This window comes from Streptomyces cinnamoneus, assembly GCF_002939475.1.
In the GTDB taxonomy this organism is placed as follows: domain Bacteria; phylum Actinomycetota; class Actinomycetes; order Streptomycetales; family Streptomycetaceae; genus Streptomyces; species Streptomyces cinnamoneus_A.
Window position 1 is genome coordinate 1,468,105 of the sequence record NZ_PKFQ01000001.1, and the last position, 25,230, is coordinate 1,493,334.

Below are 25,230 nucleotides of genomic sequence, written 5' to 3' on the forward strand. Positions count from 1 at the left end.
GTGCCGGCTCGGGGTCAGCGCTTGGCGTTCAGCATGTCCTTGACCCGGGTCCGGACGTTTTCGTCGTCCAGGCCGCGGATGGTCAGGGTGGTGCGGCGGCGCAGCACGTCGTCGACCGTCTCGGCCCACTCGTGGTCGCGGGCGTAGACGACCTGGGCCCAGATCTCCGGGCCGTCGGGGTGGATCCGCTCGCCGAGCTCGGGGTCCTCGTTGACCAGGCGCGCGATGTCGAAGGACAGCGAGCCGTAGTGGGTGGCGAGGTGACGGGCGGTCAGCGGGTCCATGCGGCTGCCGGGCTCGCGGTCGACGAGCAGGCGGTGGGCGACCGCGTTGGGGTTGGCGACGCCGGGGAGCGGGGTACGGCGGACCAGGCTGGAGACGGGCTCCATGTCCTCGGTCAGCGGGCTGCCCGGCACCTTGGCGAGCTTGCTCATGACCGTGCGGCCGATGTGGCGGTAGGTGGTCCACTTGCCGCCGGCGACCGACAGCATGCCGCCCTTGCCCTCGGAGACGACCGTCTCGCGCTTGGCCTGGGCCACGTCGCCCGGGCCGCCGGGCAGGACGCGCAGGCCCGCGAAGGCGTACGTCATCAGGTCGCGGTCGAGGTCGGCGTCCTGGATGGAGAACGCGGCCTCGTCGAGGATCTGCTGGATGTCCTCCTCGGTGGCGCGCACGTCCGCCGGGTCGCCCTCGTACTGGGTGTCGGTGGTGCCCAGCAGCAGCTGGTCCTCCCAGGGGAGGGCGAAGGTGATGCGGTACTTGTCGATCGGGGTGGCCATGGCGGCCTTCCAGGGCGACTTGCGCTTCATCACGATGTGCGCGCCCTTGGAGAGGCGGATCGACGGCGCGGCGCCCTTGTCTTCCAGCTTCCGCAGGTGGTCCACCCACGGGCCGGTGGCGTTGAGGACGACGCGCGCGTCGATGCCGAACTCGGTGCCGTCCACGCGGTCCTTGAGCTCCGCGCCGGTCACCTTGCCGTGCGTGAAGCGCAGGCCGGTCACCTCGGCGTGGTTGAGGACCACGGCACCCGACTCGACGGCCGCGCGGACCGTCATGACGGCCACGCGGGAGTCGTTCATCTGGTGGTCGTAGTAGACCGCCACGGCCTTGAGGTTGTCCGTGCGCAGGCCGGGGTTGTCGGCCTTGGCCTTGGCCGGGGAGATGACCTTGCCGACGCCGTCGCCGAAGGCGGACAGCGCCGAGTAGGCGAACACGCCGGCGCCGAGCTTGGCCGCGCCCACCGGGCCGCCCTTGTAGACGGGCAGGTAGAAGGTGAGCGGGTTGACCAGGTGCGGGGCCACGTCCTTGGCCAGCACCCGGCGCTCGTGGTGGTTCTCCGCGACCAGCTTGACGGCACCGGTCTGCAGGTAGCGCAGACCGCCGTGGACGAGCTTGGAGGACGCGGAGGAGGTGGCGCCGGCGAAGTCGCCGGCGTCCACCATCGCGACCCGCAGTCCGGACTGCGCCGCGTGCCAGGCGACCGAGGTGCCCAGGATGCCGCCGCCGATGACCAGGAGGTCGTACGTCGCGTTGGACAGTCGTTCCCGGGTCTCGGCACGGCCCGGGTTGATGCCGGCGGCCGGGTGCGTTCCCAGGGTCGGAACGCTCTGCGGGGTTGTCATGATTACTCCTCGTCCTCGATCCAGCCCATGGTCCGCTCGACGGCCTTGAGCCAGCTCTTGTACTCGCGGTCACGCGTGTCCGCGTCCATGCGGGGGGTCCACTCGGCGGCCCGGCGCCAGTTGGCGCGCAGGGCGTCGGTGTCCGGCCAGAAGCCGACGGCGAGGCCGGCGGCGTAGGCGGCGCCGAGGCAGGTGGTCTCGGCGACCATGGGGCGCACGACGGGTGCGTCCAGGAAGTCCGAGAGGGTCTGCATCAGCAAGTTGTTGGAGGTCATGCCGCCGTCGACCTTGAGCGCGGTCAGCTCGACGCCGGAGTCCTTGGTCATGGCGTCGGTGATCTCGCGGGTCTGCCAGGCGGTGGCCTCGAGCACGGCGCGGGCGATGTGCGCCTTGGTGACGTAGCGGGTCAGGCCCGCGATGACGCCGCGCGCGTCGGAGCGCCAGTAGGGGGCGAACAGGCCGGAGAAGGCCGGGACGAAGTAGGCGCCGCCGTTGTCCTCGACGGAGCTGGCGAGCGTCTCGATCTCGGCGGCGCTCTTGATGAGGCCCATCTGGTCGCGCATCCACTGCACGAGGGAGCCGGTGACGGCGATGGAGCCCTCGAGGGCGTAGACCGGCTTCTGGTCGCCGATGCGGTAGCCGACGGTGGTCAGCAGGCCGTTGTAGGAGTTGACGGGCTCGCCACCGGTGTTCATCAGCATGAACGTGCCGGTGCCGTAGGTCGACTTGGCCTCGCCCTCGGAGAAGCAGGTCTGGCCGAAGAGGGCCGCCTGCTGGTCGCCGAGCGCGGAGGCGACGGGCACGCCGGCGAGGGCGCCGCCCTTGGCGGTGCCGTAGACCTCGGCGGAGGAGCGGATCTCCGGCAGCACGGCGGCCGGGACCTCCATCGACTCCAGGATGCGCTCGTCCCAGTCGAGGCTGCGGAGGTTCATCAGCATCGTGCGGGAGGCGTTGGTGACGTCGGTGACGTGCACGCCGCCGTCGGTGCCACCGGTGAGGTTCCAGATGACCCAGGAGTCCATGGTGCCGAAGAGGATGTCGCCGGCCTCGGCGCGCTCGCGCAGGCCCTCGACGTTGTCCAGCAGCCAGCGGACCTTCGGGCCGGAGAAGTACGAGGCCAGCGGCAGGCCCGTCTCACGGCGGAAGCGGTCCTGACCGACGTTGCGGCCGAGTTCCTTGCACAGGGCGTCGGTGCGGGTGTCCTGCCAGACGATGGCGTTGTAGACCGGCTGGCCGGTGTTCTTGTCCCACAGCAGCGTGGTCTCGCGCTGGTTGGTGATGCCGATGGCCTTGACGTCGGCGGCGGTGATGCCGGCCTTCTCGACGGCGCCCGCCACGACCTCCTGGACGTTGGTCCAGATCTCCATGGCGTCGTGCTCGACCCAGCCCGGCTTGGGGAAGATCTGCTCGTGCTCCTTCTGGTCGACGGAGACGATGCGGCCGTCGCGGTCGAAGACGATGCAGCGCGAGGAGGTGGTGCCCTGGTCGATCGCCGCGATGAACGGGCCGTGGCCGTGGCTGCCGGTGGTGTCGGTCATGGTGTGTGTGCTCCTGGGAGTCGTCTGAAGGTCTCGGCTGTGCTCGATCAGAATGCGAGCTTGTGGATGCCCGCGGCCAGAGCGGCGCCGATGATCGGGCCGACCACGGGGATCCAGGCGTAGCCCCAGTCGGAGCCGCCCTTGTTCGGCAGCGGCAGCAGCGCGTGCACGATGCGCGGGCCGAGGTCACGGGCGGGGTTGATGGCGTATCCGGTCGGGCCGCCGAGCGAGAGGCCGATGCCGACGACGACGAGGGCGACCATCAGGGTGCCGGTACCGCTGACCGCCAGCCCCTTGGTCAGACCCATGGTGAGGATGAAGAGCACCAGTGCGGCGGTGGCGATGATCTCGGTGATGAGGTTCTGCACCGCGTTGCGGATCTCGGGGCCGGTGGAGAAGACGCCGAGCACAGGGCCGGCCTGGGGCGTCGCGGTCTGGTCGACCATGCCTTCGGCGGGGTTGAGGGTGGCGACGAGCTCCGGGTCCGTCAGGTGGGCCTTGAACTGGCCCATGTAGGTGAGCCACACCAGCGTGGCGCCGATCATGGCGCCGAGCAGCTGGGAGCCGATGTAGAGCGGTACGTCGCTCCACTCGACGGCGCCGTCGAGGGCGAGGCCGACGGTGACGGCGGGGTTGAGGTGCGCGCCGGACTTGGCGCCGATGTAGGCGCCGGCCAGTACGGCGAAGCCCCAGCCGAACGTGATGGCGAGCCAGCCCGCGTTCAGCGCCTTCGAGCGCTTCAGCGTGACGGCGGCGCACACGCCGCCGCCGAGCAGGATCAATACGGCGGTACCGATGGTCTCACCGGTGAAGATGTCGGAGCTGGACACCCGCGACTCCTTTGTCCTTCGTCCAGGGGAAGGCGAACCCCGGGTCCCTCCGGTGGTCCGCGCCCTCCGTGAGGGCGGTGATCGGTCCCGTGGCACTGCCCACCATAGCGAATATTGTCGTTAGGTGTTCGACAATGCCGACCGATGCACGGCAGTTTTCTGCACGGTTAAGGGCGCGTCAAGGGTTCTGTGACCGGAAACTCTCGGCCAACTGGCCGGAAATATCCGTCTGGATACCGGGCGGTAACAGCCCGGTCTCGAAGGAGGCGGAACGGATGCTCCGCCACCGTTTCCCACCCCCTCAAAGCCATCCGCTAGAAGCGCCCGGCGCCCAGGTCGCGGGAGACGGCGCGGGCACAGTCGCGTACCGCCGCCACCAGTCCGGGCCGCAGCTCGCCGCCCTCGCAGACGCGCTCGACCGCGCCGGTGACGCCGACCGCGCCCACCGGCATCCGCCGCCGGTCGTGGATGGGGGCGGCGACCGACGCCACGCCCGCCCAGGTCTCCTCGACGTCCGCCGCCCAGCCGCGGGCGCGGGTCAGGTCGAGCACGCCCTCCAGGTCGGGCAGGTCGGTCACGGTGCGGGAGGTGAACGCCTCGCGGCCGGTCTCGGTCACCTCGGCGTGGGCGACGGGGTCGTAGGCGCACAGCACCTTGCCCAGCGCGGTGCTGTGCAGCGGCTGCATCGCGCCGACCTCCAGCACCTGGCGGCTGTCGTCGGGCCGGAAGACGTGGTGGATGACGAGCACGCCCTGCTGGTGCAGCACGCCGAGGTAGACGCTCTCCCCGCTGGAGCGGGCCAGGTCGTCGGCCCAGACCAGGGCGCGGGCCCGCAGCTCGTGCACGTCCAGGTAGCTGTTGCCCAGCCGCAGCAGCTCGGCCCCCAGCTGGTAGCGCCCGGAGGCCGGGTCCTGCTCGACGAACCCCTCCTGCTGGAGGGTCCGCAGGATCCCGTGCGCGGTGCCCTTGGCCAGCCCCAGCGCCGAGGCGACGTCGGACAGGCCGAGCCGCCGCTCTCCCCCCGCGAGCAGCCGCAACATCGCCGCCGCCCGTTCGAGCGACTGGATGGTCCGTGCCATCGAGCAACCTCCTTCATGCCGGGCCGGGCTGGCTCCGTTCGGCATTGCTGAACACTATCGGCCGATGCCGACCAGCGGATACCGGACAGCAGGGCATGACCATGATCGCTGAAGGTGGTGTCGCCGCCGAACCGGGACGGGGCCCGCCCGGTCCGGGCCGTGGCGCGCCGGTCCGTACCGTGAAACGCCCTCGGCCCCCGGCGCGCCCGCCCGATACGCTTGCCGCGTGCGCCTCTCTGCAGGGAGGGCGCAAAGCCGACAGCCGTCGCACACCCGGGAGCACACCCATGGCCTCGCACACGCCATCGACCGTCCACTCCGCCCGCTCCGCGCAGCTGCGCGAGGCCCTGGCCACCCGAGTGGTGGTGGCCGACGGCGCGATGGGCACGATGCTTCAGGCGCAGGACCCCAGCCTTGAGGACTTCCAGCAGCTCGAAGGCTGCAACGAGATCCTGAACGTCACCCGCCCCGACATCGTGCGCTCGGTGCACGAGGCCTACTTCGCGGTCGGCGTGGACTGCGTGGAGACCAACACCTTCGGCGCCAACCTCGCCGCCCTCGGCGAGTACGAGATCTCCGACCGCATCTTCGAGCTCTCGGAGGCCGGCGCCCGCGTCGCCCGCGAGGTCGCCGACGAGTTCACCGCCGGCGACGGCCGCACCCGCTGGGTGCTGGGGTCCGTCGGCCCCGGCACCAAGCTCCCCACCCTCGGCCACGCCGCCTACCCCGTGCTGCGCGACGCCTACCAGCGGAACGTGGAGGGCCTGGTCGCCGGCGGCGCCGACGCCGTCCTCATCGAGACGACCCAGGACCTGCTCCAGACCAAGGCCTCCGTCGTCGGCGCCCGGCGCGCCATGGAGGCGGCCGGTGTGGACCTGCCCCTGCTGGTCCAGGTGACCGTCGAGACCACCGGCACGATGCTCCTCGGCTCCGAGATCGGCGCCGCGCTCACCGCCCTGGAGCCGCTCGGCATCGACATGATCGGGCTGAACTGCGCCACCGGCCCGGCCGAGATGAGCGAACACCTGCGCTATCTCTCCCGGCACGCCCGCACCCGGGTCTCCGCCATGCCCAACGCCGGTCTGCCGGTCCTCGGCAAGGACGGCGCCCACTACCCCCTGTCGCCGGCCGAGCTGGCGGACGCCCACGAGACGTTCATCCGGGAGTACGGCCTGTCGCTGGTCGGCGGCTGCTGCGGCACGACCCCCGAGCACCTGCGCCAGGTCGTCGAGCGGGTGCGCGGCCTGGCCCCGGCCGGGCGCAGCCCGCGCCCCGAGCCGGGCGCCTCCTCGCTCTACCAGACCGTGCCCTTCCGCCAGGACACCTCGTACCTGGCCATCGGCGAGCGGACCAACGCCAACGGCTCGAAGAAGTTCCGCGAGGCCATGCTGGACGGGCGCTGGGACGACTGCGTGGAGATGGCCCGCGAGCAGATCCGCGAGGGCGCGCACCTGCTCGACCTGTGCGTCGACTACGTGGGCCGCGACGGCGTCGCGGACATGGCGGAGATCGCCGGGCGCTTCGCGACGGCCTCCACGCTGCCGCTGGTGCTGGACTCCACCGAGCCCGCGGTCATCCAGGCGGGCCTGGAGAAGCTGGGCGGCCGGGCCGTGATCAACTCCGTCAACTACGAGGACGGCGACGGCCCCGACTCCCGGTTCGCGCGGATCACCCGTCTGGCGGTCGAGCACGGCGCGGCGCTGATCGCGCTGACGATCGACGAGGACGGCCAGGCCCGCACCCCCGAGCACAAGGTGGCCGTGGCGGAGCGGCTGATCGCCGACCTCACGGGCAACTGGGGCGTGCGGGAGTGCGACATCATCGTCGACTGCCTCACCTTCACCATCGCCACGGGCCAGGAGGAGTCCCGCCGCGACGGCATCGCCACCATCGAGGCGATCCGCGAGCTCAAGCGCCGCCACCCGGACGTCCAGACGACGCTGGGCCTGTCCAACATCTCCTTCGGGCTCAACCCTGCGGCCCGCATGGTGCTGAACTCCGTCTTCCTCAACGAGTGCGTGGAGGCGGGCCTCGACTCGGCCATCGTGCACGCCAGCAAGATCCTGCCCATCGCCCGGCTGGAGGAGGAGCAGCGCGAGGTCGCCCTCGACCTGATCTACGACCGGCGGCGCGAGGGCTACGACCCGCTGCAGCGCTTCCTGGAGCTGTTCGAGGGCGTGGACACCAAGTCCATGAAGGCGGGCAAGGCGGAGGAGCTGGCCGCCCTGCCGCTGGAGGAGCGGCTGCGGCGCCGCATCGTCGACGGTGAGAAGAACGGGCTGGAGGCCGACCTCGACGAGGCGCTGACCACCCGCCCGGCGCTCGACATCGTCAACGACACCCTGCTGGAGGGCATGAAGGTCGTCGGCGAGCTCTTCGGCTCCGGTCAGATGCAGCTGCCGTTCGTACTGCAGTCGGCCGAGGTGATGAAGAGCGCGGTGGCCCATCTGGAGCCGCACATGGAGAAGAGCGACGCGGAGGGCAAGGGCACGATCGTGCTCGCCACCGTGCGCGGCGACGTCCACGACATCGGCAAGAACCTCGTGGACATCATCCTGTCCAACAACGGCTACAACGTCGTCAACCTGGGCATCAAGCAGCCGGTGTCGGCGATCCTGGAGGCGGCCGAGGAACACCGGGCGGACGTCATCGGGATGTCCGGGCTGCTGGTGAAGTCCACCGTGATCATGAAGGAGAACCTGGAGGAGCTGAACCAGCGCAAGCTGGCGGCGACCTATCCGGTGATCCTGGGCGGCGCGGCGCTCACGCGCGCGTACGTCGAGCAGGACCTGCACGAGATCTACGAGGGCGAGGTGCGCTACGCCCGCGACGCCTTCGAGGGGCTGCGCCTGATGGACGCGCTGATCGCGGTCAAGCGCGGGGTGCCGGGCGCGAGCCTGCCGGAGCTCAAGCAGCGGCGGGTGCCCAAGCGGGAGACGGCCGTCCCGGAGGTGGACGAGCCGCAGGGCGCCGTCCGCTCGGACGTGGCGGTGGACAACCGCGTCCCCGAGCCGCCGTTCTGGGGCACCCGGGTGGTCAAGGGCATCCCGCTCAAGGACTACGCGTCCTGGCTGGACGAGGGGGCGCTCTTCAAGGGCCAGTGGGGTCTGAAGCAGGCCCGCGCCGGCGGTCCGACGTACGAGGAGCTGGTCGAGAGCGAGGGCCGGCCGCGGCTGCGCGGCCTGCTGGAGAAGCTCCACACGGAGAACCTGCTGGAGGCGGCGGTCGTCTACGGCTACTTCCCGTGCGTGAGCAAGGGCGACGACCTGATCCTGCTGCATGAGGACGGCACCGAGCGGACCCGCTTCACCTTCCCGCGCCAGCGGCGCGGGCGGCGGCTGTGCCTGGCGGACTACTTCCGCCCGGAGGAGTCCGGCGAGCGGGACGTCGTGGGCCTCCAGGTCGTCACGGTCGGCTCCCGGATCGGGGAGGCGACGGCGGAGCTGTTCGCGTCCGACTCCTACCGCGACTACCTGGAGCTGCACGGGCTGTCGGTGCAGCTGGCGGAGGCGCTCGCCGAGTACTGGCACGCGCGGGTGCGGGCCGAGCTCGGTTTCGCGGGCGAGGACCCCGCGGACGTGGAGGACATGTTCGCGCTGAAGTACCGGGGGGCGCGCTTCTCCCTGGGCTACGGCGCCTGCCCGGACCTGGAGGACCGGGCGAAGATCGCGGACCTGCTGGAGCCGGAGCGGATCGGGGTGCACCTGTCGGAGGAGTTCCAGCTGCACCCGGAGCAGTCGACGGACGCCATCGTGATCCACCACCCCGAGGCGAAGTACTTCAACGCCCGTTAACGCCAACGGCGTCCGCTTGCCGTAAGCGGCCGGTCCCGTCTTCGGGGACCGTCCGCTTACGGGCGCTTTGCGCACTGTCTGACTTATCGCCGGGCCATTGACCAGGCGAAATCCGCGCTCCTACCGTGGATGACGGGGAGAGCGGTGTCCCGCTCGCACCGGGGAGACGGGGTGCGCCATGGCCGGTCGGGAAGCGTCCGGGGACCGGCAGGCGGCCGTGGGGGCACGTCCCCTCCTCGCCTTCAACCGCGAGCTGTCCGACGAGGAAGTGCGGCAGTTGCAGTCCCGGCATGACGCGATCGGTGCCCTGCTGGAGCCGCCGTCCGCGGACGACGACCACTGCCACCACCACCTCCTTCCCGACTGACCCGGCGGCACGACGGACGCGGACGGAAAAAAGGGGGGCGGTGGAGGTGGACAGGCGGCTCGGCGCGGACGACGCGTTCCTCTCCGACCCCTCCGGCATGGACGCCGTTCTGGCGCGGGGCCGGCCGTTCGGGGACAGCGGCTATCTGCGGGAGCAGACCCAGGCGGCCTTCACGTTCCGTCTGGAGAAGATGGCCGCCTTCCTCCCGGTGGCCCGCCCCCTGCTGACCGCCCTGGAACGGGCCGGGGAGCCGGCCCGCTACCGGGTCCTCGGCGATCCCCTCGTGCGCTACGCCCTCCAGCAGCTGCTGACCCGCTTCGTGACGGGCCGCCGGGCCGCGCTGGCCTTCGAGGTGTGCGAGGCGGTGCTGGCCGAGACCGCGCACCGCCTCACCGCGGGGGCCACGAGCGGCCCCCTGCGCGACGGCTCCCCCGAGGCCCGGCACGTGGGCGACGCCTCCCGCACCCCCTGGATCTGGGGCGAGGGCCCCCGCGACGACATGTGCGCACGGGCGTTCCGGCACGTCGTCGCGCATGAGTACGGGGGTGCGCCGTGCGCTCCCTCGGCCGGTGACGTCGTCATGCTGCGCAAGGCGACCCGGCTCCTCGGCGAGATCCTCCCGGAGACCTCCCGCAGTGCCCTCGGCCACGCCCACGTCGTCGGCGTCACGCCCGGGGTCGGCGCGTGGCGGGGAAAGTCCTCCAGCTCCCAGTTCCGCCTCGCGGGGGCCGTCTTCCTCAACCGCAGGATGTTCCGGAACCCGTGGTGGGTGGCCGAGGCCCTGTTGCACGAGTGCCTGCACCAGAAGCTCTACGACTTCCGCCACGCCCATTCCCTGCTGGCCCGCGACGCCCGGGGCACCGGGGGCGGCACGGCCGGCGGGCTGCTGGACGAGCTGCGCAAGGTGGTGGCCCTGTGGAACTCCCCCGGCCTGGAGGCGGGGAACCTGTGGGACGCCCAGCGGGCGGTGGCTGCGTTCCACGTGTACGTCCACGTGGCGCTCTTCTCCACGCTCGCCGAGCGGCGCGCCCCGGAGCTGCGTGCCGTCTACGGTCCGCCGGACGCCCCGTGCGCGATGACGCCCAGCCGCACGGCGTTCGAGCGCGCCCACTATCTGGGCGAGGGCCTGCGTTCGGTGTGCTGGGCCGAGCTGGGACCGGCGGGCCGGCGCATGGTCGACTGGCTGAGTTCCGTCCTGGGCGCCGTCGATCCGGCGCCCCCTCCCCCGGGGTCCTCGCTGCACCTGCTCCTGGACCGCTATCTCGCGGAGGCGCGGCGGATCGAGAAAGTCCCGCCCGCCGGGGCGCTGGTGCAGCGGCTGGCGGCCCTGCGCGAGGCGGAGGTCGACTCCACCCGGGCGGTGCTGACCGGTCTGGGCGCCCAGGAGCAGCTCGACGTTCTGGGGTGCGTTCCGGCGCAGCCCTCCGCCCAGGACGAGGGCGCGGCGTTCGCCGAGACCCGGCGCCTCATCGCCGACACGCTGCTGCGGCTCGCGCCCGACGGGTACAGCCTCAACTCGCTGTGTCCGGCCGCCCGGGTCCCGCCGGACGAGATGGTGCGGCAGATGGTGGAGGCGTCCAGCCGCGAGCTGGCCGTGGCGGGGGGCCTGGCGTAGGGGGTGGTGCGGGCACCCACCGGCCTGGCCGGCCGGCGGGTGCGGGGGCCGGCTATCCGGCCCGCAGGGCGAGGGTGAAGGCGCGGTCGGTGGACCGGGCCGCGGTCTTGACCTTCACGGCGCCGCCGCGGTCGTCCCGGTCGTACCACCAGCCCTGCCCGGCCCGGTCGAAGGCGTCCTCCGACTCCAGGCGGGGCAGGGCGCTCCCCTCCAGGGTCACGGCCTGCGGCGCGGTGGCCGCGTGCACGGTGAAGTGGTAGGGCCGTGCCGTCTGCTTGCCGCGGAAGTCACCGAGGGAGGCGCCCAGTTCCAGGGTGACGTCGCCCTTGCCCGTCTCGGGTGCGCGCACCGTGAGGCGCTGCTGGGCGTAGGCGCCGGTGCGGTGGGCGCGGGTCACGCCGTCGTCCTCGTAGAGGGTGAAGGAGGAGGTGCCCCGGGGGTAGACGTCCCAGGCCAGGGGCGAGTCGGCGGTGCGGTCCTCGTGCGAGCGGATGCCCGGCCACATCGGGATGTTCGCGCCGGCCTTCACGAAGAGCGGCAGCGTGTCCAGCGGGGCGCGGTAGCCGTCGACGGTCGTCGGGCCCTGGTACGTGCGGCCGGTCCAGTAGTCGGTCCAGGTGCCCTCGGGCAGGTAGATGCCGTCGCGGACGCCGGAGTCCTCGTAGACGGGTGCCACGAGGAAGTACTCGCCGGAGAGGAACTCGTACTTGGCCGCGTCGGAGGCCGCCTTGGGGTCGTGCGGGTACTCGAGGGCGAGGGGCCGTACGGGGCCCACACCGGTCCGGGTCGCCTCGGCCGCGTAGGAGTACATGTAGGGCAGCAGCGATTCCTTGAGCTTCAGGTACTTGCGGTTGATCGAGGTGTAGGGCTCGCCGTAGCGGAAGGGCTGCTTGTCGCTGGGCGCCCAGCCGTCCATCGTCATGACGGCGGGCAGGAACGTCTTCCATTGCAGGTCACGTACGTACGTCCGGGGGCTGCCGCCGAAGATGCCGTCGACGTCGCCCGTCGTGTAGGCCAGGCCCGACATGGTGGCGCCGGCGTAGGTGGGGATCTGCCAGCGGATGTACTCCCAGGAGCCCTTCTGGTCGCCGGACCACTGGACGCCGCAGCGCTGGGCGCCGGACCAGCTTTCGGGGGCCCAGGTGAAGCCGCGGGCGTCGCTGTTGTCCTCGATGCCCTTGTAGGCGTCCTTGCAGCCGTCGAGAGCGAACTTGTAGCCGTCGCCGACCCAGGCGACGTCGAGTTTGGCGACCCGCTGGCCGGCCTTCACCTGGTCGGCGAGCTTCGTCAGGCCGTCCTCGGTCCACAGGCCCATCTTCATTCCGCGGCCGGCGAGGCCCTTGTTCGTCTCGCCCAGGTTCTCGTAGCCGCAGCCGTAGCCGTCGTTGACGAGCATCCAGCCGAGCGGCAGGTCGTGGGCGACGTAGCCGTCGGCGACCTTCAGGGCGTCCAGGGTGTGGCGTTCGCCGCGGTTCTTGTTGTGCAGGTAGCAGTCCGAGTCGCCGATCTCCAGGCCGTAGACGGGCGGCAGGAAGGGGCGGCCGGTCAGCCGGGTGTACTTCCCGATGACGTCCTTCGCGGAGTCCCCCGCGAAGTAGTAGGCGTCGAACCGCCGCTCCCGCTCGGTCGCCGTGACGGGGTCGCCGAAGGAGTACGTCCCGGGGGCGTAGGTGTTGCGGTAGACGCCGTACCCGGCCGACGACAGGTAGAAGGGCACGGAGTTGGGGTGGCCGCCGTCGTCCCAGTTGTAGTCGACGCCGACCTCGACGGTCTTGCCGCGGTGCGAGGTGTTGCCGCGCCCGTTCTGCATGCCGGCGCCGTAGAACTGCTCGTCCGCGCCGCGCGCCAGCGTCTGGGTCGTCTTGTCCGCGGCCCAGGTCAGGCCCTTCGTCTCGGCCCATATCCGGCTGCCGTCGGCCCGGTGCAGGGCGAAGCGCAGGGGGCTCTTGTACGCGCGCAGGGTGACGGCGGCGGTGCTCAGCTCGTAGCGGTCGCCCTTGTCCTTCCAGCGGGTGGCCGGGGGCGGGCCCTGGCGCAGCACGATGTCCTTGCCGGTGGGGTCGGTGAAGTGGCCGTCCGGCGCCAGCTCCAGGCGGAACGTCTCGGGGGTCACGAAGCTGACGCGCGCCTCGGCCTGGCCGGCCCGCAGGTGGAAGACGGGGCCGGCCGTGGAGAAGCCGGTGACGTCGCCCACGGTCTCCTCGGCGGTGGACGCCCGTGCGCCGCCCACCGGGCCGGCCGTGGCCGTCAGCACGCCCAGGAGGACGGCTGCGATCACCGCTCTCAGCCGTCGTGTTCGCGTTCGCGTAGTCATGACGGCGTGGATAGTCCACCCGACGTGTACACGACCATGGACGGACGCACCGCGCGCGTGGACTTATGGCACCCGCTTCCCGCCGGCGTGCCGTGCCCGGGCCGCCGACGGGGGTCGGGCCGCGAAGAGAGCGGGGCGTTCCCCCCTACTTGCGGGAGGAACGCCCCGAGGACGTCGAGAAGAGGCGTCAGCGCGTCACAGCGCCACGCCCAGCAGGGCGTCCACCGCACGGGACACCAGGCCCGGCGCACCCTCGTCACTGCCGCCCGAGGCGGCCTGGGCGGCTGCCCAGCGGTCGACGGCGGCCAGCGCGGCCGGGGCGTCGAGGTCGTCGGCGAGAGCCTCGCGGATCTCCGCCAGCAGGGCGTCGGCGGACGGCCCGTCGGGGCGGGAGACGGCCGCGCGCCAGCAGTCCAGGCGCTCCACGGCCTCGGTGAGGACCGCGTCGGTCCACTCCCAGTCGGCGCGGTAGTGGTGGGCCAGCAGCGCGAGGCGGATGGCGGCCGGGTCCACGCCGTCGCGGCGCAGCGCGGAGACGAAGACCAGGTTGCCCTTGGACTTCGACATCTTCTCGCCGTGGAGGGCGACCATGCCGGCGTGGACGTACGCCTGGGCGAAGGGGTGCTCGCCGGTGAGCGCCTGCGCGTGGGAGGCGCCCATCTCGTGGTGCGGGAAGATCAGGTCCGAGCCGCCGCCCTGGACGTCGAAGCCCATGCCGAGGTGCTCGAGGGCGATGGCGACGCACTCGATGTGCCAGCCGGGGCGGCCGGGGCCGAGCGAGGCGCCGTCCCAGCTGGGCTCCCCCGGGCGGGCGGCCATCCACAGCATGGGGTCGAGGGGGTTCTTCTTGCCGGGCCGCTCCGGGTCGCCGCCGCGCTCGGCGGAGAGCCGGCGCATGACCTCGGCGTCGTAGTGGGAGACCTGGCCGAAGTGGGCGTCGGACTCGACGGAGAAGTAGGTGTCGCCTTCGAGCTCGTAGGCGGCACCGGCCTCGCGCAGCCGCTCCACCAGCGGCACGATCTTCGGTATCGACTCCACGGCACCGATGTAGTGGCGCGGCGGGAGCAGGCGCAGCGCGGTCATGTCCTCGCGGAAGAGGGCGGTCTCGCGCTCGGCGAGCTCGGTCCAGTCGTCGCCGTTGGCGACGGCCCGCTCCAGGAGCGGGTCGTCCACGTCGGTGACGTTCTGGACGTAGTGAACCTGCCGCTTGGTGTCGAGCCACACGCGCTGAACGAGGTCGAACGCGTTGTAGGTCGCCGCGTGTCCCATGTGGGTGGCGTCGTACGGAGTGATGCCGCAGACGTAGATGCGGGCGACGGGGCCGGGGGCGAGGGTCACTCGCTCACCGGTCGCGGTGTCGTGGATCCGGAGGTCGCGGCCACTGCCGGGCAGGGCGGGAACCTCAGAAGCGGGCCAGGCATGCATGTCCTGAGCGTAACCGGACGCATGTTCCGGATACGAACCGGATCCGGCTGTTGGCCGAATGTGCGTTCTTGCGCCGAGGCCGGGGGGTGTGCTCCCCATACGGCCCGCGGCCTTCCGGAACGGGCGTGGCGGCGCCGGTCAGACCGGCGGCCAGGGGATCGCCGGCCACTGTCCGCTCGGCTCCCGGTGGCGTCCCGTGCGCAGCAGACCGGCCACCCGGCCCCGCAGGGCCTCGATCTCGTCCGCGGTGATGAGTTCCGCCAGCCGGTCCGCCAGGGGCCGCCCCTCGGCCAGATCGGCCGAAAGTCGTCGGAGGGCCTCCATCGCCTCCTCGGTCAGCGGCTCCCCCGCCCAGCCCCACAGCAGCGTGCGGAGCTTGTCGTCGGAGTTGAAGGTCACACCGTGGTCGATGGCGTAGAGCCGGCCGTCGGGGGCGGGCAGCAGGTGGCCGCCCTTGCGGTCGCCGTTGTTGATCACCGCGTCCAGCACGGCCAGCCGGCGCAGCCGCTCGTCGTCGGCGTGGACGAGCAGCGCGGTGCGGTCGTCGTCGACCTCGGCGAAGCCGACGGCCTTCCAGCCCGGCCCCGGCTCCCGGCCGTCGACCAGCGCCAGCAGCCGCTCCTGGGCCGCGTCCTCGGCGGGTGGCTCGATCCACAGCTGGCACATGCCCTCGCCGTACGGGCCGTCGCGCAGCACCGTGGGCGGGATCAGCCCCCAGCCCATGGCCTCGGACAGCTCGTACGCGGCCACCTCGCGCTGCGCCAGCGTGCCGTCGGGGAAGTCCCACAGCGGCCGCTCGCCGGCGACGGGCTTGTAGACGCAGGCGGCGCTGACGCCCTCGTACTCGACCGTGCAGTACAGGACCGCGTTGGACGCCTCGCGGACCCGCCCACGCACCGTCAGCTCACCGCGGGCGAGCAGTTCGTGCGGGCTCACGCTCCGCGACGGTATCCGTTCTGACGCGGGCATACGTGTCCCTCCGGGTCGAGCGGCAGACTGCACAGCGGGCACGGGGGCCGGCCGGCGTTGACGACCTCCAGGGCCCGCTTGGCGAAGGCCCGCGCCATGGTGCCGGTGATGCGCACGCGGAGCATCGGCGGGCCGTTCAGCTCGTCCTGGAGCAGCCGCTCCTCGGCCTCCGCGAGGTCCTCGTCGGTGTCCGCCTGGAGCTCGACGAGCGCCTGGGCCTCCACGACCATGCGCTGGCCGTCGCCGTCCCAGGCCAGGGCCATCGTGCCGACCCGGAACTCCTCCTCGACGGGGGTGTCCAGCGGCGCGCTGTCGGACAGCTCCAGCGGGGCCACGGCGGGCACGGGGGCGTTGCCGCCGGTGCGCCGGACGACTTCGTCCAGCAGTTCGTCGATGCGTTCGGCGAGCGCCTCCACCTGGGCCTTCTCCAGGGCCACGCTGGTGACGCGGCCGGCCGCGCTGGCCTGGAGGAAGAAGGTGCGGCGGCCCGGCAGCCCGACCGTACCGGCGACGAAGCGGTCCGGCGGGTCATAGAGGAACACCTGACGGGACAACGTCCTGCTCCATGGGGTTCGGTTGGTCGGCGTGTCGTTTCCGGGCGCGGGATCACCGGGGAGGGCCCGGGCGGTCCCGCGTCACCACCCTACTGCGCGCGACGATCACGGTGCCCCCGCACCGCCTCCGACGGCCGCGTCCCCCTTGTCGCCGCTGCCGGAGGGCTCCTCGTGGGGGGCGAGGCCGGCCAGGTCGCCGGTGTCGCCGAGGCGCAGCACGTACGGGCGCAGGCGGGTGTAGCGGACGGCGGTGACCGAGCAGGGGTCGGCGGTGATCCGCTGGAAGTGGTCGAGGTGGAGGCCGAGGGCGTCCGCGACGACGGCCTTGACGACGTCGCCGTGCGAGCACATCAGGTAGAGGGCGTCCTCGCCGTGCTCGGCCTCGACGCGCGCGTTCCACTCCCGCACGGCGTCCACGGCCCGCGTCTGCATGGCGCGGACGGACTCGCCGCCGGGGAAGGCGGCCGCGGAGGGGTGCCGCTGGACGGTCTCCCACAGCGGTTCGCCGGCCAGCTCGGCGAGCTTGCGGCCGGACCAGTCGCCGTAGCGGCACTCGCCGATGCGCTCGTCGGTGTGCAGGGGCAGCCGGGGCCTGGCGGCCAGCAGCGGGGCGAGGGTCTCGCGGCAGCGCTGGAGGGGGCTGGTGACGGCGGCGGCCAGCGGGAGTCCGGCCAGCCGGCCGGGGAGGGCGGCCGCCTGCGCGGCACCGCGCTCGTCCAGGGCCACCCCCGGGGTCCACCCGGCGAGCACGCCGCGGGTGTTGGCGGTGGACCGGCCGTGCCGGACCAGGATCAGGGTGGGCATGGCCGCCAGCCTACGACCACCGTCCGGCGCCCGGCGGGTGTACTCCGGACACTTGAGCGGAAGAATCCCTTGCATGATCGTGGACTGCGCCATCTACCGGCACGGGCATCGCACCGAGGGCCCCTCCGAGCTCGCGCACGCGCTGGAGGCGGCGCGCGCCGAGGGGGAGTCCTTCGTGTGGATCGGGCTGTACGAACCCACGGAGGAGGAGTTCGACCTCGTCACGAACGAGTTCGGCCTGCACCCACTGGCGGTGGAGGACGCGCTCAACGCGCACCAGCGGCCGAAGCTGGAGGTCTACGACGACTCGCTGTTCATGGTGCTCAAGCCGGTGGTCTACGACGACGTGCGGGACGTCGTCGCCACGGAGGAGCTGATGCTCTTCGTCGGGAACTGCTTCGTGGTGAGCGTCCGGCACGGCGAGGGCAGCCCGCTGGCGGAGGTGCGCAAACGGCTGGAGCGGGATCCGGAGATACTGCGGCACGGGCCGACGGCGGTGCTGTACGCCGTGAGCGACGCGGTCGTGGACCACTACACGGAGGTCGCGGTCCTGCTGCACGCGGACCTGGACGAGCTGGAGGCCGAGGTGTTCGCGCCGCTGGGTGAGGACGTGCGGCACACCGCGTCGCGGATCTACTCCTTCAAGCGCCAGGTCGTGGAGTTCCGCCGGGCGACGCTGCCGCTCACCGAGCCGATGGCGCGGCTGGCGGGCACGCAGCTGCCGTTCGTCGACGAGAAGTCGCGGCCCTTCTTCCGTGACGTCAGCGACCACCTGACCCGGGCCAACGAGTCGGTCGAGGGCCTGGACCGGCTGCTGTCGGACATCCTCTCCGCCCATCTGGCGCAGATGGGCGTCCAGCAGAACGACGACATGCGCAAGATCTCGGCCTGGGCGGCCATGGCGGCCGTCCCGACGATGATCGCCGGCGTGTACGGGATGAACTTCGCGCACATGCCGGAGCTGCGCCAGCCGTGGGGGTACCCGGTGGTGGTGGTGCTGATGGCGGGGCTGGTCGTGTGGCTGTACCGGATGTTCAAGCGCCGCGGCTGGCTGTGAGCCGGCCCCGGCCCGCGTCCGGGCCGGCCGCGGGCCTCAGGCGAACCCGCGGGCCGTGGCCGGGGGGCCGCCCAGCGCGTCGCGGCGCGGCGGCGTCCGCAGCGTGACCATCCGCCGCCGGCCGCCGGGCCGCTCGTACGCGTACACGGCCCGGATGCCGGCCGCGGGCGCCGCGGACTTGGCGCCCGGCCAGCGCAGGACGCGGCCCCTGTGCCCCACGACGGCGAGGCTGACGTCCGGTGGACGGCGATCTCCGCCAGGGCGATCGGAGCGCTCGCGGCGCTGCGCCGAACGGCTGACGGCGCGGGTGAATTCCGGGCCGCCCCGGCGCGTAACCAGCGGGCCGCGCGGGCGTTGTGCTCGGTGTCGGCCGTGGCGGGGAAGACCGACCCCCGAGCCCCCACCACGGCCGCGGACTTCTTCCGGAGATCAGGCGAGTCCGGCGCGCTCCAGCGCGGTCACGGCGGTGCGCAGGCCGGCGATCCGCTCGTCCAGGGTGAAGCCGGCGGGGGCCAGCGAGAGGGTGGTGACCCCGGCGTCGGCGTAGGCCCGCATGCGGTCGGCGATGCGCTCCACGGGGCCGAGCAGAGCGGTGGAGTCGATCAGCTCGCGGGGCACGGCCGCGGCCGCGCCGGCCTTGTCGCCGGAGAGGTACTTCTCCTGGATCTCGGCGGCGGCCTTCTCGTAGCCCATGCGCTGGGCGAGCTTGTTGTAGAAGTTCTGCTTGGCGCTGCCCATGCCGCCCACGTACAGGGCGGTGTACGGGCGGAAGAGGTCGGCCAGCGCGTCGACGTCGTCGCCCACGGCCAGGGGCACCGTCGGGACGAGGTCGAAGCCTTCGAGGTCCTTGCCGGCCTTGGCGCGCCCGGCGCGCAGGGCGCCCAGGGTGGTCTCCTCGGCGTGCTCGGGGGCGAAGAAGACGACGAGGGCGCCGTCGGCGATCTCGCCGGTCTGCTCCAGGTTCTTGGGGCCGATCGCGGCGATGTACAGCGGGATGTGCTCGCGCACCGGGTGCACGGTGAGCTTGAGGGGCTTGCCCGGGCCGCCGGGCAGCGGCAGCGTCCAGTGCTGCCCGTCGTGCGCCACCCGCTCGCGGGACATGGCCTTGCGGATGACCTCGACGTACTCGCGGGTGCGGGCGAGCGGCTTGTCGAACTTCACGCCGTACCAGCCCTCGGAGACCTGCGGGCCGGAGACGCCGAGGCCCAGGCGGAAGCGGCCGCCGGAGAGGGAGTCCAGGGTGGCGGCGGTCATCGCCGTCATCGTGGGCGTACGGGCGGGGATCTGGAGGATCGCCGAGCCGACGTCGATCCGCTCGGTCTGGGCGGCGACCCACGCCAGCACGGTCGGGGCGTCGGAGCCGTACGCCTCGGCGGCCCAGCACACCGAGTAGCCCAGCCGGTCCGCCTCCCGGGCGACCTCGAGATTGTCCGCGTCCATCCCGGCACCCCAGTAGCCGAGATTGATTCCGAGCCGCATGCCAACCCCTTACTGATCAGTAACGTCGTCGTTGCCGGGGACTCTAGCGCGTGCACCCGGCATACGTCACCGGCCGGTCGCGGGGCCCGCGGCGGCCCGGCGGCCCGCCGGGCGCGGCCAGTACCCTCAGCGCTCATGGAACAAAGGCATCTCGGCCGCACCGGCCTGCGGGTGTCCCGCCTCGGCCTCGGCACGCTCACCTGGGGCCGGGACACCGGGGAGCACGACGCGGCCGAGCAGCTCAAGGCCTTCTGGGAAGCGGGCGGGACGCTCGTCGACACCGCCGACGTCTACGCGGACGGGGCCGCCGAACACCTCCTCGGACGGCTGCTCGCGGACCTGGTCCCGCGCCGGGACCTGATCGTCGCGACCAAGGCCGGCGGCGTCCTTCCGCCCGGCCGCCGCACCGACTGCTCCCGCCGCCACCTCCTCGCCGCCCTCGACGACTCCCTGGACCGGCTGGGTACGGACTACGTCGACGTGTGGCAGATACACGCCTTCGACCCCGGCACGCCGCTGGAGGAGACGCTGCAGGCCGTCGACATCGCCGTCGGCAGCGGCCGGGCCCGCTACGCCGGGGTCTGCGGCTTCTGCGGCTGGCAGCTCGCCAAGGCGGCGACCTGGCAGCTGGCCGCGCCGGGCGCCCGGACGCGGCTGGCCGGCACGCAGATGGAGTACTCCCTGCTGCAGCGCGGCATCGAGCGCGAGGTGCTGCCGGCCGCGCTCGACCTGGGCATCGGCGTCCTCGCCTCCTCGCCGCTCGGCAGGGGCGTCCTCACCGGCAAGTACCGCCACGGCACACCCGCCGACTCGCGGGGCGCCTCGGAGCACCTGGCGCCCTTCGTCGCCCCCTACCTCGACGACACGGCCACCCGGGTGGTCGACGCGGTCACCACGGCGGCCGACGGCCTCGCGACGACCCCGCTCCACGTGTCCCTGGCGTGGGTGCGCGACCGCCCCGGCGTCACCGCCCCGATCGTGGGCGCGCGCACCGCGCAGCAGCTGCGGGCCGCGTTGTCAGTGGAGGCCCTTACGCTTCCGGACGAGATCTGCCAGGCGCTCGACGACGTGTCGGCGCCGGTGCACCGCTACCCGGACCAGGACTGGAGCACGCTGTGACCAACCACCGCGGTCACCTCGCCGGCGAGGCCGCCGCCCCCGCCCCGGCGGACGAGGTCACCGAGACGAAGCCGGCCACGCCCGCGCCGCAGGCCGGCGAGCCCGCCGCGGAGCCGGCCGGGGACGAGGACGGCGGCGCCGGTGCCGCCGCCGCGCGGGCCCGGACGGGCGGCGAGGAGAAGCCGTCACCGGCGGCGGAGGCCGGGGACGCGGCCGGCGACGGGCCACAGGGCACGGAGCCGGCGGCGGCCGCTGACGCCGGCGCCCCGTCCGGACCTCCCGCGACCCCCGCGCCCGCCACCCCGGACGACACCACTCCGGACGACGCCTCCGCGGACGCGCCCGAGGCGGCCGGGAGCGGCAAGCCCCGGTCCGCCGTCGCCGAGGCGCTGGCCGCCGCCGTGCGGGCGGTGGAGAGCGGTGAGCGGTCCGCAGCGGAGTTCTTCACCGAGCCCAAGCCGGCGGCCAGGCCCGCACGGCCGGCCCGGCCCGCGCGGCCGGCTCCCCCGGCACCGCCCGTGCGCGGTGCCGCCCCCGTCGTCGCGCCGAGCGCCGCGCTCGTCGAGGTGCTCGCCGCGGGAGGGGCGCCGGAGCAGCTGGCGCCCCGGGCCGCCGAGGCCCTCGGCGAGCACGCCGCGGAGGCCCTCCGTGAGGATCCCTGGCTGCTGCTGGGCGTGCCCGGCGTCCGGCCCGAGCAGGCCGACGGCTTCGCGCGGGCGCTGCTGGGCCCGGAGTGCGGCCCCGGCGACGAGCGGCGGGCCCGGGCCCTGGTCGTGTGGCTGCTGGAGCGCGCCGCGCTGGCCGGCCACACCGTCCTGGACGCCGCGGCCCTCAGCACCGAGCTGGGCCGGCGCGACGTGCCCGACCCCGACGAGGCGCTGCGCGGCGCCATCGCCGAGGGCGCGGCCCTGGTGTTCCAGGAGGGCGACGAGACCGAGGAGCCGGTGTCGCTGCTGTTCGGCCTGGACCGCTACGCGATGGCCGAGGAGAGCCTCGCCGACGGTCTCGCCCGGCTGCTGGCCGCCCCACTGCCCGAGGCCGACTGGACGGCGGCCGCGGAGGCCGCCCCCTCCCCCTCCGCCGCCGAGCTGGTCCGGGCCGTCGCGGCCGCCGGCCTGGTGACCCACAGCGGCGGCGAGGCCGCGCGCGCCGAGCCGGCCGCGCTGGTCGGGGCGGCGGCCGGGCTGGGCCTGCGGGCCTGCGCCGCCGCGCACACCGAGGACGGCCGGCGCCGCCTCGCCGAGCTGGGCGTCGAGGACGCGGTGACCGTGTCCGGCCTGCTGTCCGGCCGTCAGGGGCCCGGGCGCGAGGAGGACGGCACCCTCGCGCTCGACGTGCTGGCCGTCCTGGACGCGCCGCAGCTGGACGTGGAGACGGCCGCCCTGCTGGTGGAGTCGCTCGCCGACGGCACCCGGCTGGTGCTCAGCGGCGACCCCGCCGTGCTGTGGTCGGCGGGACCGGGCCGGGTGTTCGCGGACGTGGTGGCGGCCCGCGCCTGCCCGGCCGTCGTCTCCCGCACCCCCGACGCGGGCCCCCTCGGCGAGCTGGTCTCGGGCGTCGGGATCGGCGAGCTGAACCAGGTGGACGCCCCCGGCAAGGAGGTCGTCATCGTCCCCGTGCGGGATCCGGGCGAGGCCGTGCACCGCACGGTGCAGCTGGTCGCCGACTCCGTGCCGCGCGCCCTCGGCGTGCCCGCCGCCCAGACCCAGGTGATCACCCCGGGCCACGGCGGCCCCGTCGGCACCCGGGCGCTCAACGCCGCGCTCAAGGAGCGGCTCAACCCCGGCCCCGGCCGGTTCGGCGGCTTCGACCCGGGCGACCGCGTGGCGTACGTGCCGGCCCCCGGCCGGATGGTCCCGGGCACCGTGGTCTCCGCGGACGCGGAGGGGCTGCGCCTGGACTGCGCGGGCACGCCCGTGGTCGTACCGCCGGGCCGGGTCGGTGAGGACGTGCGCCACGGCTGGGCCGTCACCGCGCACCAGGCGGCCGGGACGCGCTGGCCGGCGGCGGTGGTCGTGCTGCCGGGCGACGCGGCCGCCTCCCTGACGCGGGCGTGGGTCTACACGGCGTTCAGCCGGGCCGAGCGCCACCTGTCGGTCGTGCACGGCGTGGACCAGGCGCTGCCCCGCGCCGTCGCCGAGGTGCCGGCGAAGGACCGGACCACCCGGCTGCGGGCGCTGCTGCGGCCGCGGAGCACTCCTGAGGGGTGATCCGCGGCCGGCGCGGGAGCGGGCGGGGGCCCGGTCAGCGGCCCCGTCCGCGCCCCGGGGGGCCGGCGTCGTCCCCGGCGGCGTCCGGTCCGTCGGCGGGGCCGTCGTCCTCCAGGCCCTCGTCTTCGAGGCTCTCGTCTTCGAGGCTCTCGTCGTCCAGAGCCTCGTCGTCCAGGTCGAGCTCCTCGTCGAAGACGGCGCTGACGTCGAAGCGGCACACCACCCGTTGCGGGTCGGCCTGGTCGAAGGGGGCCGAGAGCCACTCCCCCGGCTCGGCCGGCTCGTCGGCCGCCGCCACCCACAGCGTGGAGTCGCCCTCCTCCAGGCCGAACTCCTTGTGCCGGGAGGCGATCTCGTCGGGCTCGTACTCCCCGAAGAGCACGCCCAGGGCGGCGTGGACGCTGCTGCCGACGAGCCCCAACGCGCCCCCGGACGTGCCGGGGACCGTGTCCGTGTCGGCGTCCGGGTCGAGGTCGGCGACGCGCTGGGCCTGGGCGAGCAGCCGCTGCGGCTCGACGACGGCGTAGTCCCTGCGGATCAGCACGCTCAGCGCGCTGGGCTCCTCGGGGCCGGCGTACGCGGGCAGCGTGTCGTCCCCGGGGATCTCGAAGGGGGTGACCTCGTCATAGGCGTCGTACAGCAGTTCGTCGTACGCCTCGGCTGTCGCGGCCAGCTCGTTGAACGCGGCGTAGACGGCCGGGTCGTCCTCCCCCGAACGGCGTTCGACGGCCTCGAGGTGGCGGTCCAGAGCGGTTTTGACCGCCTCGGCGGCGGCCCGTACCTCGGCAGCGGTTGGCTGCGCAGCATCAGACATAGTGCAGACGCTATCCGCACCGGGGCCGTTCCCGCACAATAGATGCGATGCCGGAATACGAATTCTGTGATGTGTATGTGCCCCGGGGTGTCTCCCGGAAGGCCACCACACGCCTGCTGACCGACCACGCCGAGTACGGACTCTGGGAGTTGGACCGACTACGCCTGTACCCCGACGGCAGCCGCAGGGTGCGGCTGCGGCGCCGGATCATCCGACAGATCCGTGCCACATGGTGACGGAGTGAACACGGACGGAGCGGGCCCCGCGGCTGCGGGACCCGCTCCGTGCCCTGTCGGGCCGCTTCGCCTGAGCGGAGCCGGGCGTCAGCCCTGGGCACCCCGCGCGCGGCGGTAGAGCAGCGCGCCGCCGAGCAGCAGGCCCGCGCTGGCGGCACCGGCCGCACCCAGCTGGCCGGCGCCCGTGTGCGCCAGCTCCGAGGCCTTCTCGGCCACCGTGGCCGGACGGTGCTCGGCGAGCACCTCGGGGGCACGGTGGGCGTCCTTCACCGCGGTGGCGGGCTTGGCCTGGTGGCCGCCCGGGGCGCCGGGGTGACCGGCCGGCTGCCCGCCGTGGTGGGCCGGCGGCTTGTGGCCGGGCTTCTGCTCGGCGGGCGGGTTGTGCCGCCCGCCGTGGTCGTGGCCCCCGGGGTGGCCGGGCTCGTGGCCGTGCGGGGGCTTGTGCTCGTGCCCGCTCTGGTGGCCGCCCGTGTGACCGCCACCGTTGACGCACTCGTTACCGGTGGCGGTGTTGCCGATGCCGACGACGTTGACGCTGTTGCCGCACGCGTTGACCGGCACGCTGATGGGCGCCTGCACGGTGTTGCCGGACGCCACGCCGGGCGAGTTCTCGGCCTTGCCGTTCGCCAGCCCGCCGCCGTGGACACCGCCGCCGTGGGCACCACCGGCGTGGACACCGCCGCCGTGCCCGCCGTTGAAGCACCGGTTGCCCGACGCGGGGTTCAGCAGCCCGACCACGTTCACGGTGTTGCCGCAGGCGTTCACCGGCACGTGGACCGGAACCTGGACCGTGTTGCCGGAACCCACGCCCGGCGAGTGCGCCGCAGCGCCCATGGCACCCGAGTCGGCCTGTGCGTAGCCGCCGGTCACGGCGAGTACCCCACTCGCCGCCGCTACGGTGATCAGGCCCTTCTTGGTGACCTGTCGCATTTCGTCTTGCCCCTCCTGCTTTTTGCCATGCGGAATGCGTGCGGACGAACTGACAAGCCGTCCGTACGCGTAAAGCCGGGCGAAAGCCCGACGGCCCCGGAGCGCATGGCGTGCACTCCGGAGCCGTCCTGTCTCAATCCCTCACGGAACGAGACACAACGTCACTTGTTGACGCAGGTGTTGCCAGCGGCGGGGTTCAGCAGCCCGACGACGTTGATCGTGTTGCCGCACAGGTTGACCGGCACGGAGACCGGAACCTGCACGACGTTGCCCGAAGCGACGCCGGGGCTGTTCACAGCAGCTGCCTGAGCACCCCCGCTGGCGGCGGCCATACCGGCACCCGCGAGAACGAGACCACTGGTGGCTGCCGCAGCGGCGACGACCTTCTTGAGCATGGATTCCTCCTTGTTGGCAATGCGGTCCCAGCCGCGGACCGCACACCTGTAACGACAAGGAGGTAATTGGGCTACGCGC

At 73.2% G+C, this 25,230-nt stretch carries 19 protein-coding genes and 2 pseudogenes; 7 read left to right on the top strand and 14 right to left on the bottom strand.

Translation table 11 applies throughout. The features are described 5' to 3' along the window. Positions 1–14: 14 nt before the first annotated feature. The 4 genes from CYQ11_RS05900 to CYQ11_RS05915 form a co-directional block, all read right to left on the bottom strand. The gene (locus CYQ11_RS05900; RefSeq protein WP_099202126.1) at positions 15–1,622 is read right to left on the bottom strand and encodes a glycerol-3-phosphate dehydrogenase/oxidase; all 1,608 of its coding nucleotides are present in this window, start codon (positions 1,620–1,622) and stop codon (positions 15–17) included. 2 nt (positions 1,623–1,624) lie between these two features. Then, a complete protein-coding gene (gene glpK / locus CYQ11_RS05905) occupies positions 1,625–3,160 on the bottom strand; it encodes a glycerol kinase GlpK (RefSeq protein ID WP_099202125.1) in 1,536 nt (511 codons plus the stop codon). Positions 3,161–3,207: 47 nt separating this feature from the next. Beyond that, a complete protein-coding gene (locus CYQ11_RS05910; RefSeq protein ID WP_099202124.1) occupies positions 3,208–3,990 on the bottom strand; it encodes an MIP/aquaporin family protein in 783 nt (260 codons plus the stop codon). Positions 3,991–4,304: 314 nt separating this feature from the next. After that, positions 4,305–5,069 (bottom strand): IclR family transcriptional regulator, encoded by a 765-nt coding sequence (locus CYQ11_RS05915; protein WP_099202123.1) that lies wholly within the window; start codon positions 5,067–5,069, stop codon positions 4,305–4,307. Between the two features lie 287 nt (positions 5,070–5,356). Between CYQ11_RS05915 and metH the strand changes: the two genes are divergently transcribed. The 3 genes from metH to CYQ11_RS05930 all read left to right on the top strand — a co-directional run bounded on the left by metH (position 5,357) and on the right by CYQ11_RS05930 (position 10,845). Beyond that, on the top strand, positions 5,357–8,863 hold the full coding sequence (gene metH, locus CYQ11_RS05920; protein WP_099202122.1) for a methionine synthase: 3,507 nt from the start codon (positions 5,357–5,359) through the stop codon (positions 8,861–8,863). Between the two features lie 178 nt (positions 8,864–9,041). Next, a complete protein-coding gene (locus CYQ11_RS05925; protein ID WP_099202121.1) occupies positions 9,042–9,230 on the top strand; it encodes a hypothetical protein in 189 nt (62 codons plus the stop codon). 40 nt (positions 9,231–9,270) lie between these two features. Then, positions 9,271–10,845 (top strand): hypothetical protein, encoded by a 1,575-nt coding sequence (locus CYQ11_RS05930; protein ID WP_099202120.1) that lies wholly within the window; start codon positions 9,271–9,273, stop codon positions 10,843–10,845. Positions 10,846–10,909: 64 nt separating this feature from the next. On the opposite strand, the pseudogene CYQ11_RS05935 reads toward CYQ11_RS05930, so the two are convergent. From CYQ11_RS05935 to CYQ11_RS05955, 5 genes and pseudogenes are all read right to left on the bottom strand, one after another. Further along, positions 10,910–13,159, bottom strand: a pseudogene (locus CYQ11_RS05935) (glycoside hydrolase family 31 protein); the annotation flags it as partial. Positions 13,160–13,354: 195 nt separating this feature from the next. Continuing rightward, positions 13,355–14,584: a cysteine--1-D-myo-inosityl 2-amino-2-deoxy-alpha-D-glucopyranoside ligase gene (gene mshC / locus CYQ11_RS05940; RefSeq protein ID WP_099202118.1), complete on the bottom strand. Its 1,230-nt coding sequence runs from the start codon at positions 14,582–14,584 to the stop codon at positions 13,355–13,357. Between the two features lie 138 nt (positions 14,585–14,722). Beyond that, a complete protein-coding gene (locus tag CYQ11_RS05945) occupies positions 14,723–15,553 on the bottom strand; it encodes an SCO1664 family protein (protein ID WP_099202117.1) in 831 nt (276 codons plus the stop codon). Next, positions 15,517–16,107, bottom strand: coding sequence for a DUF3090 domain-containing protein (locus tag CYQ11_RS05950; protein ID WP_104650967.1), 591 nt, complete (start codon positions 16,105–16,107; stop codon positions 15,517–15,519). Before CYQ11_RS05950 ends, CYQ11_RS05945 begins: the two co-directional genes overlap by 37 nt. A 105-nt stretch (positions 16,108–16,212) precedes the next feature. After that, on the bottom strand, positions 16,213–16,911 hold the full coding sequence (locus CYQ11_RS05955) for a histidine phosphatase family protein (RefSeq protein WP_099202115.1): 699 nt from the start codon (positions 16,909–16,911) through the stop codon (positions 16,213–16,215). A 64-nt stretch (positions 16,912–16,975) separates the two neighbouring features. Between CYQ11_RS05955 and corA the strand changes: the two genes are divergently transcribed. Beyond that, positions 16,976–17,968, top strand: coding sequence for a magnesium/cobalt transporter CorA (gene corA, locus CYQ11_RS05960; protein WP_099202219.1), 993 nt, complete (start codon positions 16,976–16,978; stop codon positions 17,966–17,968). Positions 17,969–18,004: 36 nt separating this feature from the next. On the opposite strand, the pseudogene CYQ11_RS05965 reads toward corA, so the two are convergent. Next, positions 18,005–18,231: pseudogene (locus tag CYQ11_RS05965) on the bottom strand (ferritin-like domain-containing protein); the annotation flags it as partial. A gap of 166 nt (positions 18,232–18,397) precedes the next feature. Next, complete coding sequence (locus CYQ11_RS05970; protein ID WP_099202114.1) at positions 18,398–19,447, bottom strand: LLM class F420-dependent oxidoreductase; 1,050 nt, start codon at positions 19,445–19,447, stop codon at positions 18,398–18,400. 135 nt (positions 19,448–19,582) lie between these two features. On the opposite strand from CYQ11_RS05970, the gene CYQ11_RS05975 reads away from it, so the two are divergent. Next, positions 19,583–20,566 carry an aldo/keto reductase gene (locus CYQ11_RS05975; protein ID WP_099202113.1) on the top strand — a complete coding sequence of 328 codons (984 nt, stop codon included), beginning with the start codon at positions 19,583–19,585 and terminating at the stop codon, positions 20,564–20,566. Next, a complete protein-coding gene (locus tag CYQ11_RS05980; protein WP_240003659.1) occupies positions 20,563–22,776 on the top strand; it encodes a helix-hairpin-helix domain-containing protein in 2,214 nt (737 codons plus the stop codon). Before CYQ11_RS05975 ends, CYQ11_RS05980 begins: the two co-directional genes overlap by 4 nt. 34 nt (positions 22,777–22,810) lie before the next feature. Here the strand turns inward: CYQ11_RS05980 and CYQ11_RS05985 are convergent, their stop codons facing one another. Next, a complete protein-coding gene (locus tag CYQ11_RS05985; protein ID WP_099202112.1) occupies positions 22,811–23,590 on the bottom strand; it encodes a hypothetical protein in 780 nt (259 codons plus the stop codon). A 47-nt stretch (positions 23,591–23,637) separates the two neighbouring features. Between CYQ11_RS05985 and CYQ11_RS05990 the strand changes: the two genes are divergently transcribed. Then, on the top strand, positions 23,638–23,826 hold the full coding sequence (locus CYQ11_RS05990) for a DUF5703 family protein (protein WP_099202111.1): 189 nt from the start codon (positions 23,638–23,640) through the stop codon (positions 23,824–23,826). A gap of 87 nt (positions 23,827–23,913) precedes the next feature. On the opposite strand, the gene CYQ11_RS05995 is transcribed toward CYQ11_RS05990, so the two are convergent. Continuing rightward, entirely contained in the window at positions 23,914–24,756 is an 843-nt protein-coding gene (locus tag CYQ11_RS05995; RefSeq protein ID WP_099202110.1) for a chaplin family protein, read from the bottom strand. 161 nt (positions 24,757–24,917) lie between these two features. Next, a complete protein-coding gene (locus tag CYQ11_RS06000; RefSeq protein WP_099202109.1) occupies positions 24,918–25,151 on the bottom strand; it encodes a chaplin in 234 nt (77 codons plus the stop codon). Positions 25,152–25,230 lie beyond the last annotated feature (79 nt).

Excerpts from the sequence above, each read along its gene's own strand:
- CYQ11_RS05900 (WP_099202126.1), bottom strand. The coding sequence starts at position 1,622 with ATGACAACCCCGCAGAGCGTTCCGACCCTGGGAACGCACCCGGCCGCC.
- CYQ11_RS05970 (WP_099202114.1), bottom strand. The coding sequence starts at position 19,447 with ATGCGGCTCGGAATCAATCTCGGCTACTGGGGTGCCGGGATGGACGCG.
- CYQ11_RS06000 (WP_099202109.1), bottom strand. The coding sequence starts at position 25,151 with ATGCTCAAGAAGGTCGTCGCCGCTGCGGCAGCCACCAGTGGTCTCGTT.
- CYQ11_RS05945 (WP_099202117.1), bottom strand. The coding sequence starts at position 15,553 with ATGCCCGCGTCAGAACGGATACCGTCGCGGAGCGTGAGCCCGCACGAA.
- CYQ11_RS05915 (WP_099202123.1), bottom strand. The coding sequence starts at position 5,069 with ATGGCACGGACCATCCAGTCGCTCGAACGGGCGGCGGCGATGTTGCGG.
- mshC (WP_099202118.1), bottom strand. The coding sequence starts at position 14,584 with ATGCATGCCTGGCCCGCTTCTGAGGTTCCCGCCCTGCCCGGCAGTGGC.
- CYQ11_RS05990 (WP_099202111.1), top strand. The coding sequence starts at position 23,638 with ATGCCGGAATACGAATTCTGTGATGTGTATGTGCCCCGGGGTGTCTCC.
- CYQ11_RS05925 (WP_099202121.1), top strand. The coding sequence starts at position 9,042 with ATGGCCGGTCGGGAAGCGTCCGGGGACCGGCAGGCGGCCGTGGGGGCA.
- CYQ11_RS05975 (WP_099202113.1), top strand. The coding sequence starts at position 19,583 with ATGGAACAAAGGCATCTCGGCCGCACCGGCCTGCGGGTGTCCCGCCTC.
- CYQ11_RS05995 (WP_099202110.1), bottom strand. The coding sequence starts at position 24,756 with ATGCGACAGGTCACCAAGAAGGGCCTGATCACCGTAGCGGCGGCGAGT.
- CYQ11_RS05985 (WP_099202112.1), bottom strand. The coding sequence starts at position 23,590 with ATGTCTGATGCTGCGCAGCCAACCGCTGCCGAGGTACGGGCCGCCGCC.
- CYQ11_RS05955 (WP_099202115.1), bottom strand. The coding sequence starts at position 16,911 with ATGCCCACCCTGATCCTGGTCCGGCACGGCCGGTCCACCGCCAACACC.
- metH (WP_099202122.1), top strand. The coding sequence starts at position 5,357 with ATGGCCTCGCACACGCCATCGACCGTCCACTCCGCCCGCTCCGCGCAG.
- glpK (WP_099202125.1), bottom strand. The coding sequence starts at position 3,160 with ATGACCGACACCACCGGCAGCCACGGCCACGGCCCGTTCATCGCGGCG.